Origin of the sequence: Lentzea sp. NPDC059081 (genome assembly GCF_042738015.1) — a bacterium.
In the GTDB taxonomy this organism is placed as follows: Bacteria; Actinomycetota; Actinomycetes; order Mycobacteriales; family Pseudonocardiaceae; genus Lentzea.
Map to the genome: position 1 here is coordinate 246,162 of NZ_JBHYGW010000007.1, position 13,554 is coordinate 259,715.

12 protein-coding genes are annotated in these 13,554 nt (G+C 71.6%); 11 read left to right on the top strand and 1 reads right to left on the bottom strand.

Annotation, left to right across the window (positions count from 1 at the left end):
- Position 1: 1 nt before the first annotated feature.
- Genes ACFWV3_RS18800 through ACFWV3_RS18830 form a run of 7 tightly spaced genes read left to right on the top strand, consistent with a single transcriptional unit; the run spans position 2 to position 6,590 of the window.
- The gene (locus ACFWV3_RS18800; RefSeq protein ID WP_382412634.1) at positions 2–892 is read left to right on the top strand and encodes a DnaJ C-terminal domain-containing protein; all 891 of its coding nucleotides are present in this window, start codon (positions 2–4) and stop codon (positions 890–892) included.
- Positions 892–1,185 (top strand): chaperone modulator CbpM, encoded by a 294-nt coding sequence (locus ACFWV3_RS18805; RefSeq protein WP_382412635.1) that lies wholly within the window; start codon positions 892–894, stop codon positions 1,183–1,185. Before ACFWV3_RS18800 ends, ACFWV3_RS18805 begins: the two co-directional genes overlap by 1 nt.
- 7 nt (positions 1,186–1,192) lie before the next feature.
- Positions 1,193–3,820 carry an ATP-dependent chaperone ClpB gene (gene clpB, locus ACFWV3_RS18810; RefSeq protein WP_382412636.1) on the top strand — a complete coding sequence of 876 codons (2,628 nt, stop codon included), beginning with the start codon at positions 1,193–1,195 and terminating at the stop codon, positions 3,818–3,820.
- On the top strand, positions 3,817–4,257 hold the full coding sequence (gene trxA, locus ACFWV3_RS18815) for a thioredoxin (RefSeq protein WP_382412637.1): 441 nt from the start codon (positions 3,817–3,819) through the stop codon (positions 4,255–4,257). The genes clpB and trxA overlap by 4 nt, the downstream gene beginning before the upstream one ends.
- Positions 4,254–4,679 carry a hypothetical protein gene (locus ACFWV3_RS18820; RefSeq protein ID WP_382412638.1) on the top strand — a complete coding sequence of 142 codons (426 nt, stop codon included), beginning with the start codon at positions 4,254–4,256 and terminating at the stop codon, positions 4,677–4,679. The genes trxA and ACFWV3_RS18820 overlap by 4 nt, the downstream gene beginning before the upstream one ends.
- Positions 4,676–4,939 carry a UBP-type zinc finger domain-containing protein gene (locus tag ACFWV3_RS18825; protein ID WP_382412639.1) on the top strand — a complete coding sequence of 88 codons (264 nt, stop codon included), beginning with the start codon at positions 4,676–4,678 and terminating at the stop codon, positions 4,937–4,939. Before ACFWV3_RS18820 ends, ACFWV3_RS18825 begins: the two co-directional genes overlap by 4 nt.
- The gene (locus tag ACFWV3_RS18830; RefSeq protein WP_382412640.1) at positions 4,917–6,590 is read left to right on the top strand and encodes an FAD-dependent oxidoreductase; all 1,674 of its coding nucleotides are present in this window, start codon (positions 4,917–4,919) and stop codon (positions 6,588–6,590) included. The genes ACFWV3_RS18825 and ACFWV3_RS18830 overlap by 23 nt, the downstream gene beginning before the upstream one ends.
- A gap of 50 nt (positions 6,591–6,640) precedes the next feature.
- Here ACFWV3_RS18830 and ACFWV3_RS18835 read toward each other — a convergent pair whose 3' ends face one another.
- Positions 6,641–7,762, bottom strand: coding sequence for a glycosyltransferase (locus ACFWV3_RS18835; protein ID WP_382412837.1), 1,122 nt, complete (start codon positions 7,760–7,762; stop codon positions 6,641–6,643).
- A gap of 614 nt (positions 7,763–8,376) precedes the next feature.
- Here ACFWV3_RS18835 and ACFWV3_RS18840 point away from each other — a divergent pair.
- From ACFWV3_RS18840 to ACFWV3_RS18855, 4 genes are all read left to right on the top strand, one after another.
- Positions 8,377–10,518, top strand: coding sequence for a glycogen debranching N-terminal domain-containing protein (locus ACFWV3_RS18840; RefSeq protein WP_382412641.1), 2,142 nt, complete (start codon positions 8,377–8,379; stop codon positions 10,516–10,518).
- On the top strand, positions 10,506–11,585 hold the full coding sequence (locus tag ACFWV3_RS18845; protein ID WP_382412642.1) for a glycosyltransferase family 4 protein: 1,080 nt from the start codon (positions 10,506–10,508) through the stop codon (positions 11,583–11,585). The genes ACFWV3_RS18840 and ACFWV3_RS18845 overlap by 13 nt, the downstream gene beginning before the upstream one ends.
- A gap of 114 nt (positions 11,586–11,699) precedes the next feature.
- The gene (locus ACFWV3_RS18850; RefSeq protein WP_382412643.1) at positions 11,700–12,860 is read left to right on the top strand and encodes a glutathione-independent formaldehyde dehydrogenase; all 1,161 of its coding nucleotides are present in this window, start codon (positions 11,700–11,702) and stop codon (positions 12,858–12,860) included.
- Between the two features lies 1 nt (position 12,861).
- Complete coding sequence (locus ACFWV3_RS18855; RefSeq protein WP_382412644.1) at positions 12,862–13,410, top strand: type 1 glutamine amidotransferase domain-containing protein; 549 nt, start codon at positions 12,862–12,864, stop codon at positions 13,408–13,410.
- The last annotated feature ends 144 nt before the right edge of the window (positions 13,411–13,554 follow it).

The following is a 13,554-nucleotide window of genomic DNA, read 5'->3' on the forward strand; positions in this document are numbered from 1 at the left end:
GGTGGCCGGGGACTTCTACGAGGCGCTCGGCGTGCCCCGCGGGGCGAGCGCCGACGAGATCCAGCGGGCGTACCGCAAGCTCGCCAGGCAGTACCACCCGGACGTCAACCGCGACCCCGCCGCGGAAGACCGCTTCAAGGAGGTCAGCGAGGCCTACGGGGTCCTGTCGGACGCGGAGCAGCGCCGCCGGTACGACCGGTTCGGCGCCGACTTCCGCCGGGTGCCGGAGGACTACGAGGAACGCGCGGGACGCGGTCCGGGAGGACGCACGGTGTACACGAGCGGGCCGGGCGTCGGCGGGTTCGAGGACTTCGACTTCGAGGACCTGTTCAGCGGCGTCTTCCGCCGCGGCGGACGCGGTGGCCCGGTGCCCGGCGCCGACCAGGAGGCCGAGCTGACCCTCACGGTCGAGGAGGCCTACCGGGGCGGTCACCGCAGGCTCACCCTCGGCGACCGCGACCTGGACGTGACGATCCCGCCCGGCGTGGTGGACGGCCAGCGCATCCGGCTGGCCGGCGAGGGCGGGCAGGGCTCCGGCGGTGGCGCGTCCGGCCACCTCTTCCTGGTGGTCAGGATCGCCCCGAACCCCCGGTACCGCCTGGACGGCCGCGACCTCGTCATGGACCTGCCGGTGGCGCCGTGGGAGGCGGCCCTCGGCGCCACCGTGCCCATCACGACGCCGGGCGGCGAGGCGAAGGTCCGGGTGGTCGCGGGCTCGTCGAGCGGGCGGCGGCTGCGGCTGCGCGGGGAGGGCCTGCCCAACCCGCGCGGCAAGCCGGGCGACCTCTACGCCGTCGTGAAGATCGTGGTGCCCCGGTCCCTCGGCAAGCGCGAACGGGACCTGTTCGAGGAACTGTCCGCGGTCTCCGACTTCGACCCGAGAGGTGCGTGATGTACGTCCTGACGAAACCGGCGCGGCTGAGCGTCGACCGGGTGTCCGTCCACACCGGGCTGCACCCGGACCTGGTGCGCCGGTACGCCGCGCTGGGGCTGGTCGAGTGCGCGGTGGACGACGGTGGACGGCTGTGGTTCCCGCCGGACACCGCGGCCCGCATCGCGCGGATCCAGCGGCTGCGCGGCGGGCTCTCGCTCAACTACAACGCGATCGCGCTCGTGCTGGACCTGCTCGACCGGATCCGGGTCCTGGAGGCACAGGTGCACGGAGGTGGTCCGTCATGGAGGTGAGCCGGCTGTGGACGTGAACAGGCTGACGCAGAAGTCCCAGGAGGCGGTGCAGTCCGCGCAGGAGGCCGCCCGGCGGCTCGGGCACACCGAGACCGACGGGGAGCACCTGCTGCTGGCACTGGTCGAGCAGCCCGACGGTCTGGTGGCCCGCCTGCTCGCCCGGGCGGACGTGGACGTGCGGGCGCTGACCGAGGAGGTGAGGTCCGAACTGGCCCGCCGCCCCAAGGTCACCGGTCCTGGTGTCCAACCGGGACAGATCACCGTGACCCGCCGGCTGCTCGGAGTGCTCGACGCCGCGGAACGGGAAGCCAAGCGGCTCAAGGACGAGTACGTCAGCGTCGAGCACCTGCTGCTCGCGCTGGCGGAGGAGGGCGGCGCCACCAAGGCCGGTCAGCTGCTGGCGCGGCACGGCGTCACGAGCGACCGGTTCCTGGAGGGCCTGACCAGGATCCGCGGCAACCAGCGGGTGCGCAGCGCCACGCCGGAGGGGACCTATGAGGCGCTGGAGAAGTACGGCCGCGACCTCGTGGAGGACGCGCGGACCGGTGACCTCGACCCGGTGATCGGCCGGGACGCCGAGATCCGCCGGGTGGTCCAGATCCTGTCCCGCAAGACGAAGAACAACCCGGTGCTGATCGGGGAGCCCGGCGTCGGCAAGACCGCCATCGTCGAGGGGCTCGCGCAGCGGATCGTGCGCGGCGACGTGCCGGAGGGCTTGCGGGACAAGACGGTCTTCTCGCTCGACATGGGCGCTCTGGTGGCCGGTGCCAAGTACCGCGGCGAGTTCGAGGAACGGCTCAAGGCCGTGCTGGCCGAGGTGAGGTCCGCCGAGGGCCGGATCCTGCTGTTCGTCGACGAGCTGCACACCGTCGTCGGCGCGGGCGCCGCCGAGGGATCGATGGACGCCGGCAACATGCTCAAACCCATGCTCGCGCGCGGTGAACTGCACATGATCGGCGCCACCACGCTCGACGAGTACCGCAAGCACATCGAGTCCGACGCCGCGCTGGAGCGGCGGTTCCAGACCGTGGTCGTGGCCGAGCCGTCACCGGAGGACGCGATCTCGATCCTGCGCGGGCTCAGGGAACGACTGGAGGTCTACCACGGTGTCAAGATCCAGGACGCCGCGCTGGTGTCCGCAGTGGTGCTGTCCCAGCGCTACATCACCGAGCGATTCCTGCCGGACAAGGCGATCGACCTGGTGGACGAGGCGTGCGCCCGGCTGCGCACCGAGATCGACTCGATGCCCGCGGAACTGGACGAGACCTCGCGGCGGGTGACCAGGCTGGAGATCGAGGAGGCCGCGCTGGCCAAGGAGACCGACCAGGCCAGCGGGCAACGGCTGGAGGCGCTGCGCAAGGAGCTCGCCGACCTGCGCACCGAGCTCGACGCCATGACCGCGCAGTGGGAGGCGGAACGGCAGGCGATCCGCCGCGTGCAGGACCTGCGCGGCGAGCTGGAACGCGTCCGGCGCGAAGCCGAGGAGGCGGAACGCTCGTACGACCTCGACCGGGCCGCGGAGCTGCGCTACGGCACGCTCGCCGAGCTCGGCGGCCGGCTCGCGGCCGAGGAGGAGAGGCTGGCGGGCAAACAGGGTCAGCACCGGCTGCTCAGGGAGGTGGTGACCGAGGACGAGATCGCCGAGATCGTCGCGGCGTGGACCGGCATCCCGGTGTCGAGGCTCAAGGAGGGCGAACGCGAGAAGCTGCTGAGGCTGGACCAGATCCTGCACGAGCGGGTGATCGGGCAGAACGAGCCGGTGCGGCTCGTCGCCGACGCGATCATCCGGGCGCGGGCGGGCGTGAAGGACCCGCGCAAGCCGATCGGGTCGTTCATCTTCCTGGGCCCCACCGGGGTCGGCAAGACCGAGCTGGCGAAGGCACTGGCGTCCGCGCTGTTCGACAGCGAGGACAACATGGTGCGCCTCGACATGAGCGAGTACCAGGAGAAGCACACGGTCTCGCGGCTCGTCGGCGCGCCGCCCGGCTACGTCGGCTACGACGAGGGCGGCCAGCTCACGGAAGCGGTGCGGCGCAAGCCCTACTCCGTCGTGCTGCTCGACGAGATGGAGAAGGCGCACCCGGACGTGTTCAACACGTTCCTGCAGGTGCTCGACGACGGCCGGATCACCGACTCGCAGGGCCGCACGGTCGACTTCCGCAACACGGTGGTCATCATGACGTCCAACATCGGCTCCGAGTTCCTGCTGGACGGCGTCACGCCCGACGGGGAGATCAAACCGGACGCGCGCGGAGCCGTGCTGGCGTCGCTGCGCGACCACTTCCGGCCGGAGTTCCTCAACCGCGTCGACGACATCGTCCTGTTCACGCCGCTGCGGCTCGAGCAGATCGAACGCATCGTGGACCTGCAGTTCGCCGAGCTGCGCTCCCGGCTGGCCGAACGCCGCATCGACGTCGAGCTCACTCCCCCCGCCCGCGAGTTCATCGCCAGGCGCGGTTTCGACCCCGTCTACGGCGCGCGGCCGTTGCGCCGCTACATCGCGCACGAGGTCGAGACGCGCGTGGCACGGGCGCTGATAGCGGGTGACGTGGCGGAGGACGCGGTCATCCGGGTGGACGTGACGGACGACGAGCTGACCGTCGTCACGTCCGGTGGAAGCAGGGCGGCCGCATGAGGACGACGGACATCGCGTGCCCCCACTGCGGCAAGACCAACCGCGTACCTGTTGCCGCGCAGGGCAAACCGAAGTGCGGCAACTGCGGCCGGCCCCTCCCGTGGATCGTCGACGCCCTGGACGACGACTTCGGCGAGGCGGCCGAGCAGGCCGACGTTCCCGTGCTGGTCGACATGTGGGCGACGTGGTGCGGACCGTGCCGGATGGTCAGCCCGGTCCTGGACGGCCTCGCGCACGAACGGGCCGGCGACCTCAAGCTCGTGCGGGTGGACGTGGACCGCGCACCCCTTCTCTCGCAACGGTTCGACGTGCGCTCCATCCCCACCCTGATGATCCTGCGCGGCGGCGAGGTGATCGCACGCCAGGCCGGTGCGGTGCCGGCACCGCAGCTGCGCGCCTGGCTCGACCACGCTCTCGTCCCGGAGGTGAAGACATGATCAGCCGAACTCTGCTGCGCCAACTGCCGGCGCGCGTCACGACAGGCGCGTACGTGCTCAACTCAGGTCTTGGCAAGCTGCACGCCGACCGGCAGGCGGCCGAGTCGATGCACGGCTGGGCTGCGAACACCTATCCCCTGCTGGGCAAGCTGGACCCCCAGCGGTTCGCGGCGCTGCTCGCGGCCGGGGAGATCGTGACCGGTCTGGCACTGCTGGTGCCGCTGGTCCCCGCACGCGTCGCCGGTGCCGCGCTCACCGGGTTCGGCGGCGCGTTGCTCGGGCTCTACCTGAGGACGCCGGGGATGCGGCGCGAGGGCAGCCTGCGACCGACCGAGGAGGGCATCTCGCTCGCGAAGGACGTGTGGCTGGTGGGCATCGGGCTGTCGCTCGTGCTCGACGACGCGAAACGGGAGGACCGATGACCACGGTCGTGGACGAACACCTGGCGCTGGTGCGCGACGTCGCGCCGCAGACCCCGCAGGGCTGCCGCGAGTGCCTCCTCGCCGGAACCCCCTGGGTGCACCTGCGCCTGTGCCTCACCTGCGGGCACGTCGGCTGCTGCGACTCCTCGCCGATGAGGCACGCGCGCAGGCACGCCTTCAACGACGGGCATCCGATCGTCCGTTCCCTGGAACCCGGCGAGAACTGGCGGTGGTGCTATGCGCACCAGGCCTTCGTCTGACCGGCCGGTGTTCCCGGAGACGCCGGACGTCGACGGTGCCTTCCCCCGCCTCGACGAGGACCAGATCGACGAGGTCGCACGGCACGGCACACGGCGACCGGCCCGCGAGGGCGAGGTGCTCTACGCCGAGGGCGACCGCGGCCACGACTTCTTCGTGGTCGTCAGCGGTCTCGTGCACGTGTTGGAGCAGGGTGAGGTCGTGCGGGCGCACGGCCCCGGCCGGTTCCTCGGTGAGCTCGGTCTGCTCGAAGGGCAGCCGTCGTTCGTGACCGCCGTCGTCGCCGAGCCGGGCGAGGTCGTCCAGCTGACCGCGGACCAGCTGACCGAACTGGTCCGCGGCGACCCCGTGCTCGGGGACCTGGTCCTGCGCGCGTACCTGGTGCGCCGGGCCGTGCTGATCGGCAGGAGCGGTGGGGTGCAGATCATCGGCTCCTGCTTCTCCCCCGACACCAAGCGGCTGCTGGAGTTCGCCGCCCGCAACCGGATCCCGCACCGGCTGGTCGACACCGACAAGGACGCCCACGCCGAGGAGCTGCTGCGCCGGGTCGGCGTGACCATCCACGAGACCCCGGTGGTCCTGGTGCCCGGTGGCACGACGCTGCGCAACCCGAGCAACCGGAAACTGGCCAGGGCACTGGGACTGCACGCGTCGCCCCCGCCGGACCAGCTCGCCGACCTGCTCGTGGTCGGCGCCGGGCCCGGCGGTCTCGCGGCCGTCGTCTACGGCGCGGCGGACGGGCTGGACGTGGTGGCCGTCGACTCGGTCGCGGCGGGCGGCCAGGCGGGGACGACGTCGCGGATCGAGAACTACCTGGGCTTCCCGGCCGGCATCTCCGGTCCGGAGCTCGCCGAACGCGCGGTGCTGCAGGCCGAGAAGTTCGGCGTGCCGGTGACCGTGTCGGTGGAGGCGGTCTCGTTCTCAGCGCACGACGGCCACTACGTGGTGGGCTTCGACGACTCGTCCCGGGTCAGGACGCGGACGCTGGTGATCTCGACCGGCGCCCGCTACCGCAGGCTCGACCTGCCGCGGCTCAGCGACTTCGAGTCGACCGACGTGTACTACGCCGCCACGGTCCACGAGGCGCGGGAGTGCCAGGCGAACCCCGTCGCGATCGTCGGCGGCGGCAACTCGGCGGGCCAGGCGGCCGTGTTCCTCGCGGACCGGGTGCCCTCCGTCCACCTGGTGGTGCGCGGCGACGACCTGAACAAGGACATGTCCCGCTATCTCGTCGACCGCGTGACGAGCCATCCCCGCATCGAGGTGTTGCTGCGCCACGAGGTCGTGGAGCTGCTGGGCGACGACAAGCTCGGTGGCGTCGTCGTCGAGGACAACCGCGACCACGAACGGCGCACCCTCGCGGTGCGGGCCCTGTTCGTGTTCATCGGCGCGACTCCGTGCACGGCCTGGCTTTCCTCGTTGATCACGCTCGACGAGGACGGGTTCGTCCTGACCGGCGAGCACGTCGCGACCGACGACACCTGGTGGCAGAAGGGTCGGCGGCCGTTCCCGCTGGAGACCAACAGGCCGGGGGTGTTCGCGATCGGCGACGTGCGCAGCGGGTCGGTCAAACGGGTCGGCTCCGCGGTCGGCGAGGGCGCGATGGTGGTGCGGCTCGTCCACGACCACCTCTCGTTCGGGGCGAGGCGCTGACCTCCGTCTCCGTGAGACCCCGGATCGACGCGGTCTCACGGAGACGGGGGTCAGCTGTGCGCGCCGGCCTGTCCGTAGGCACGGACGATGTCGGCCGCGATCCGGTCCCAGGAGTACCGCGCGGACGCCCGGTCGCGGCCCGCGACACCGAACTCCTGGCGGAGGACGTCGTCGCCGAGCAACCCGGACAGCACCCGCGCGAGCAGACGCGGCCTCGCGGGTGGAACGTGCAGGCCCGTCACCCGGTCGACCACCGAGTCCGCCAGCGCGTCCACCGCCGTCGCGACCACGGGCACCCCGCACGCCATCGCCTCGAGCGAGAAGCGGCCGACCGGTTCACGCCGCGGCGCGCACACGGCCACGTCCGAGGACCGCAGCAAGGCGATCGTCCTCGCCCTGGAGACGCCTCCGGTGAACACGAGCCGGTCGGCGACCCCGGCACGGGCGGCCAGCGCGCGCAACCGCCGCAGTTCGCCGTCCCGCGCGTTCTGCTGCTTCCGAGGCCCGCCGGTGATCAGCAGCTCGACGTCGTCCAGGTGGGGCAGCACCCTCACCAGGTCGACCAGACCGCTGTCCGGCCCCGGTGTCCGCACCGCCACCACCCGCCGGCGCGCACCGCGCCGTGCCCGTCGCCCCCACGGGGTGAACATCTGCACGTCGACACCGGTCGGCACGACGGAGATCCGGCTCCGGTCGATGCCCTCGTGGGTGAGGGCGGGCAGCTCGCCGGACGACATGGCGGTGACCCCGGCGACCTCGCGGCCGACGAGCCGTTCTCCCTTCGAGCGCCGGACGGACCCGCCGAGGCCGTGGTAGGTCTGCACGACGGGAGTCCCGTGGTGCCGGGCCAGCACACTGGCCAGTCCGGACATCCACCCGTGCGCGTGCACGACGTCCGGCCGGAAGTCGCGCCACTCCCGGCCGAGGAGCTCGGCGAGCCGGCCGAGGTGCGGGACCGTCTCGTCCTCGTCGATCCGCAGCGGTGGCCCGGCCGGCAACCGCACGACGTCGTAGCCGAGGTCCGTGCGGTCGCGCGCGGGCAGATGCGGCCGCTCGCGGCGGGTGTACACCGTGACGGCGTGCCCGCGGTGGGCCAGTGCCGCCGCCAACCCCGCCACGTGCACGCGCTGCCCGGTGCCGAACTCCTCGGTGGACACCATCGCGATCCGCAACCTGTCGTTCTCCACGTCCGTCTCCTCGCGTCGAAGCCAGAAGACGATCCTCTGTGGACCGGCCACCGCGGCGCTTCGGCAGAAGAGGACCAACTCGGCGCGCGTTTCCCGTCACGGGCGCAGCAGGACCCGGCTGTCGCGCTTCACCGGGGGTGGTTCGCCGGCCTGCGCGGACCCTCGCTGTTCGGCCTCCAGGACCGGGGCCCCGCGCTCCGCGAGATCACGAACCGGGTGCGGATCTCCGGCGTCAGGTCACCCGGCGACGCCCCGAGGTACGGGTGGTCGATGACGCCGTGCCGCCCGGCTACCCGCCGGAACCGGACTCACACGGCACTTCCGGCCTCGTTTCACCAGCCCGTTCGCCGGCACCGTGCGGCCACCTGTCCCCGCAGGACGAACGCGGACGGGAATTTGGTCCTCGCAGGCGAAGGCGCGCTCCGCCGGAACCTTGCCAGCCTGCAAGTGGTGGCACCAACGAGAGGAGGCAGGACGATGACGTCCACGACCACGTCGATCGGACGTGCGCCCGATCCGCGGCGGACAGCGCGACCCGGTCCAGGCCCGCACGAGATCGTCGCGACCACCGGCCCGCTCCCCCGCCACACCAGGACGACATGACCGGCGGCTGGGCCTTCGACGGGCAACCGGCCGCGCTCTCCGGCGGCACCGTCACGCTGGTCAACGGCACGTCGTTCTGCGTGTGCGGGCACGACGGGGAGATCCACGCCGACAGCGCGCAGGGCACGTTCTTCCTGGACACGCGGATCGTGTCCGGCTGGCAGGTGCGGATCGACGACGCGCCGGCCGAGCCGATCACCGCGGTACCGGCGGAACCGTTCCGCACGACGTTCCTCGGGCGCGCGGTCCTCGACCGGCGTGGCGAGAGCTCCCTGCTCGTCGAACGCACCCGGTACATCGGCGCCGGCATGCGCGAGGACGTGGTGCTGCGCAACTACGGGCCGCGCGACGTCTCCGTCACGCTCACCGTCCACGTGCAGGCCGACTTCGCCGACCTGTTCGAGGTCAAGGAGGACCGCGTGCGCCGCGACCACCGCCGGCACGGCGCCAGGGCGCACGAGGACGGCCTCGCCCTCGACCGCGGCGGCCGGGGTGTGCGGGTGAGCGCCGACCACGCCGAGTACGACCTGGACCGGCTCACCTTCCACGCGCGGGTGCCCGCGCGCGGTGAGTGGTCGACCAGGGTCACCGCCCGTCCCGTGGTGGACGGCGAGCTGGCGCCCGCGCAGTTCCCCCTCGACGAGCCGGTCGAGCAGTCCGCGCCGGTGACGCGGGCGCGGCAGTGGCACGAGACGGGGCCGGTGCTGCGGGTGTTCGGCGCGCCCTCGCTGATGCGCACGCTGCAGCGGAGCAGGGAAGACCTCGGCGCGCTGCGCATCTTCGACCCCGACCGGCCGCAGGACACGGTGATCGCGGCCGGAGCGCCGTGGTTCATGACCCTGTTCGGCCGCGACTCGATCCTGTCGTCGCTGATGTCACTGCCGATCGACCCGACGCTGGCGCTCGGCACCGCCCAGACGCTCGCCCGCCACCAGGGCGTGGCGGTGGAGCCGAACAGCGAGGAGGAACCCGGCCGGATCCTGCACGAGATCAGGTTCGGCGCGGACTCCTCCCTCGCGCTGGGCGGACGCCACGTCTACTACGGCACCGCCGATGCCACACCGCTGTTCGTGGTGCTGCTCGGCGAGCTGAGCCGGTGGGGCATCGGCGACGACCGGATGGGCGCGCTGGTGCCGCACGCCGACCGCGCACTCGACTGGGTCGACCACTACGGCGACCGCGACGGCGACGGGTTCGTCGAGTACCACCGCGCGACCGGGCGAGGCCTCGTGAACCAGGGCTGGAAGGACTCCTGGGACGGCGTCAACGCCGCCGACGGCACCATCGCGCGCAGCCCCATCGCGCTGTGCGAGGTGCAGGGCTACGTCTACGCGGCCTTCCGCGCGCGGGCCTGCCTCGCCCGAGCGGCCGGGGAGGATCCCGCCTACTGGGAAGACCGGGCGCAGGCGCTCAAGGAGAGGTTCAACGAGGCGTTCTGGCTGCCCGGGCTCGGCCGCTTCGCCGTCGCCCTGGACCACGCCAAGCGCCCCGTCGACTCCGTCGCGTCCAACATCGGGCACTGCCTGTGGACCGGCATCGTCGACGAGGACAAGGCGGAGCAGGTCGCGGAGTCGCTGATGTCGCGGGAGATGTTCACCGGCTGGGGTGTGCGCACCCTCGCCTCCGACATGGGCGCGTACAACCCGATGAGCTACCACAACGGATCCGTGTGGCCGCACGACTCGACCATCGTGGCGGCGGGACTGATGCGGTACGGGTTCGTCGAGCAGGCCCAGCGACTCGCGAGTGCGTTGTACGACGCGGCGGAGGCGTTCGGGGGAAGGCTGCCCGAGCTGTTGTGCGGGTTCGACCGCTCCGAGTACGCCCAGCCGGTGCCCTATCCGACGTCGTGCTCGCCCCAGGCGTGGGCATCCGCGTCGCCCGTGCACCTGCTGAGAGTGTTGCTGCGCCTGGAACCCGCCGTGCCGGACGGGAAGGTGGGGCTCGCACCGGCGTTGCCGGACGCGTTCCTGCCGATCGCCCTCGACAACGTGCCGCTGGCCGGCGCGAAGGTCACGGTCGAGGTCGACTCGGAGGTCCGGGTTTCGGGGCTGCCAAAGGAAATCGTGCTTTCGGACGACACATCCGCTGGTTTCGTCCGCCCCTACCGGGAAACTCGTCCGAAATGGACGAGCTGAAAGTCGCGATGGTGGCGCCTCCGTGGTTCGAGCTCCCACCGAAGGCCTATGGCGGAATCGAGTCGATGTGTGCGGACCTCACCGAACAGCTGGTGAGACACGCTGTGGACGTGACACTCGTGGGCGTCGGGAAGAACGGCACGAGCGCACAGTTCGTATCGATTTCGGAGGCGGCACAGGCAAAGCGCATGGGAACGAGCCTGCCGGAGGTGAACCACGCCGCCGCACTCCCCGAGGTGATCGCGCAGCTCGACGTCGACCTGGTCCACGACCACTCGCTGGCCGGACCGCTGCTGGCCCGCGGACGGGCGCTGCCCACCGTGGTCACCGCCCACGGGCCGGTGACCGGCGAGATGGGCCGGTACTACCGGGACCTGGGCGACAGCGTGCACCTCGTGGCGCTGTCGGACGCACAACGCACCAGGGCACCGGACCTGAACTGGGTGGCGACCGTGCACAACGCCGTCAGGGTGGCGGAGTTCCCGTTCCGGCGGGACAAGGAGGACTTCGCGCTGTTCCTCGGCCGAGCCACCCCGGAGAAGGGCATCCCCGAGGCGGTCGAGGCCGCCAGGGCGGCGGGCGTCCGCCTGCTGATCGCGGCGAAGTGCCGTGAGCGGGACGAGGTCCGCTACTTCGAGGAGGTGGTGACACCGTTGCTGCGCCAGGGCGACGGCGTCGAGTGGCTCGGCGAGGCCGACCGGGAGCGCAAGCTCGCGTTGCTCGCCGCGGCGCGGTGCCTGCTGTTCCCCATCCGGTGGGAGGAGCCGTTCGGTCTCGTGATGGCGGAGGCACTCGCCTGCGGGACACCGGTGGTGGCGCTGCGCCGGGGATCCGTGCCGGAAGTGGTGACGCACGGCGAAACCGGCTGGGTGTGCGACACCCCGGACGAGCTGGCCGAAGCGTTGCGCGGAATCGGGTCGCTGAGTCCCGCGCGGTGCCGGGCGGACGCCGAGGAACGCTTCGACGTCGCACTGATGGCGCGGCGCTACGAGTCCGTGTACCGGTCGGTCGTCGCACGAGCGGCCGGACGTGGCGAACGCGGTCTCGAGCTGGTCGGCGGAAGCTGAGCCACTTCCACATTAAATCCACAATGGACAGACGGTTTGGACTGTTTCTCAAGGGTATTCGGCGTTGAAGGGTCCGCCCGGACGGCGGCAGGCGCCCGTGACGAGGAGGTAGTCGTGAAGGCAGTGGTGTACGAAGGGCCGCGGCAGGTCAGCGTGGAAGACGTGCCGGACGCCCGGATCGAGCGGCCGACCGACGTGCTGGTGCGGATCACGTCGGCGAACATCTGCGGTTCGGACCTGCACATGTACGAGGGTCGGACCGACTTCGAGACCGGCCGCTGGTTCGGGCACGAGAACCTGGGCCAGGTCGTCGAGGTCGGCGCCGGGGTCGACAAGGTGAGGGTGGGCGACTGGGTCGTGCTGCCGTTCAACGTCGCGTGCGGGCACTGCAAGAACTGCGAGCGCCAGCTGACGAACTACTGCCTGACCGCCCAGCCGGAGGCGAAGATGGCCGGCGCCGCCTACGGGTTCGCCGACATGGGCCCGTGGGCGGGCGGACAGGCCGAGTTCCTGCGCGTGCCGTGGGGCGACTTCAACTGCCTGCGGCTGGGCGAGGACGCCGAGGAGCGCCAGACCGACTACGTGATGCTCGCCGACATCTTCCCGACCGGCTACCACGCCACCGAGCTGGCCGGCGTGAAACCGGGCGACCAGACGGTCATCTACGGCGCGGGCCCGGTCGGGCTGATGGCCGCCCTCTCCGCCACCATCCGGGGAGCGAGCAAGGTGATGGTCGTCGACCGCAACGCCGACCGGCTGCGCCTGGCCGAGTCGATCGGCGCCATCGCCATCGACGACTCGGAGGTCGACCCGGTGCAGGCCGTGCTGGACGAGACGTTGGGGCTGGGCGCGGACAACGGCTGCGAGTGCGTCGGCTACCAGGCGCACGATCCCGGCGGCAACGAGGACCCCGCGCTGACGATGAACCGGCTGGTCGCCTCGGTGCGCTTCACCGGGAAGATCGGCAACGTCGGTGTCTTCGTGCCCCAGGACCCCGGTGCGAGCGACGAGCTGGCCAAGCAGGGCAAGCTCGCCTTCGACTACGGCCTGTTCTGGTTCAAGGGCCAGCACATCGGCAGCGGCCAGGCCCCGGTCAAGAAGTACAACCGCCAGCTGCGCGACCTGATCGCCGGGGGCAAGGCCGAACCGTCCTTCATCGTCAGCCACGAGCTGCCCCTCGACCAGGCGCCGCAGGCGTACGAGCACTTCGACAAGCGGGACGACGGCTGGACCAAGGTCGTCCTACACCCGGCGCTGACGGGGGCGGGTGCCTGACGTGGCGGGAGAGCTGAACGGACGCAGGGTCGCCATCCTCGCCGCCGACGGCGTGGAGAGGGTCGAGCTGGAGCAGCCGCGGCAGGCGCTGGACGACGCCGGAGCCGACACCGCCGTGGTGTCCCTCGCCGGCGGCGAGATCCAGGCGCGCGACCACGACCTCGAGGACGCCGGCACCTTCGCGGTGGACCGGCTCGTCGGCGAGGTGTCCGTCGACGACTACGACGCGCTGCTCCTGCCGGGAGGAACGGTGAACCCCGACAAGCTGCGGATGGAACCCGCCGCGGTGCGGTTCGTCCGCGACTTCGTCCAGTCGGGCAAGCCGGTCGCCTCGATCTGCCACGGCCCGTGGAACTTCGTCGAGGCCGACGTCGCACGCGGCCGCAGGCTGACGTCGTGGCCGAGCGTGCGCACCGACCTGCGCAACGCGGGGGCCGAGGTGGTCGACGAAGAGGTCGTCACGGACGGCAACATCACCACCAGCAGGTCTCCCGATGACCTGCCGGCCTTCTGCGAACGGATCGTGCGCGAGTTCGCCACAGCCCCGTAGGCCGTGCAGCGAGGTGGGGGGGGGGGGGGTTGGGGAGAGAAGGAGAGGAAACTTTCTTCCCCTAGAAAAGGGAAGGGGGGGTGGGGAGGACAGGGAAGGGGGGGGCCAAAGGAAACACGAAAAAACCCCCCCCCCCCCCCCCCC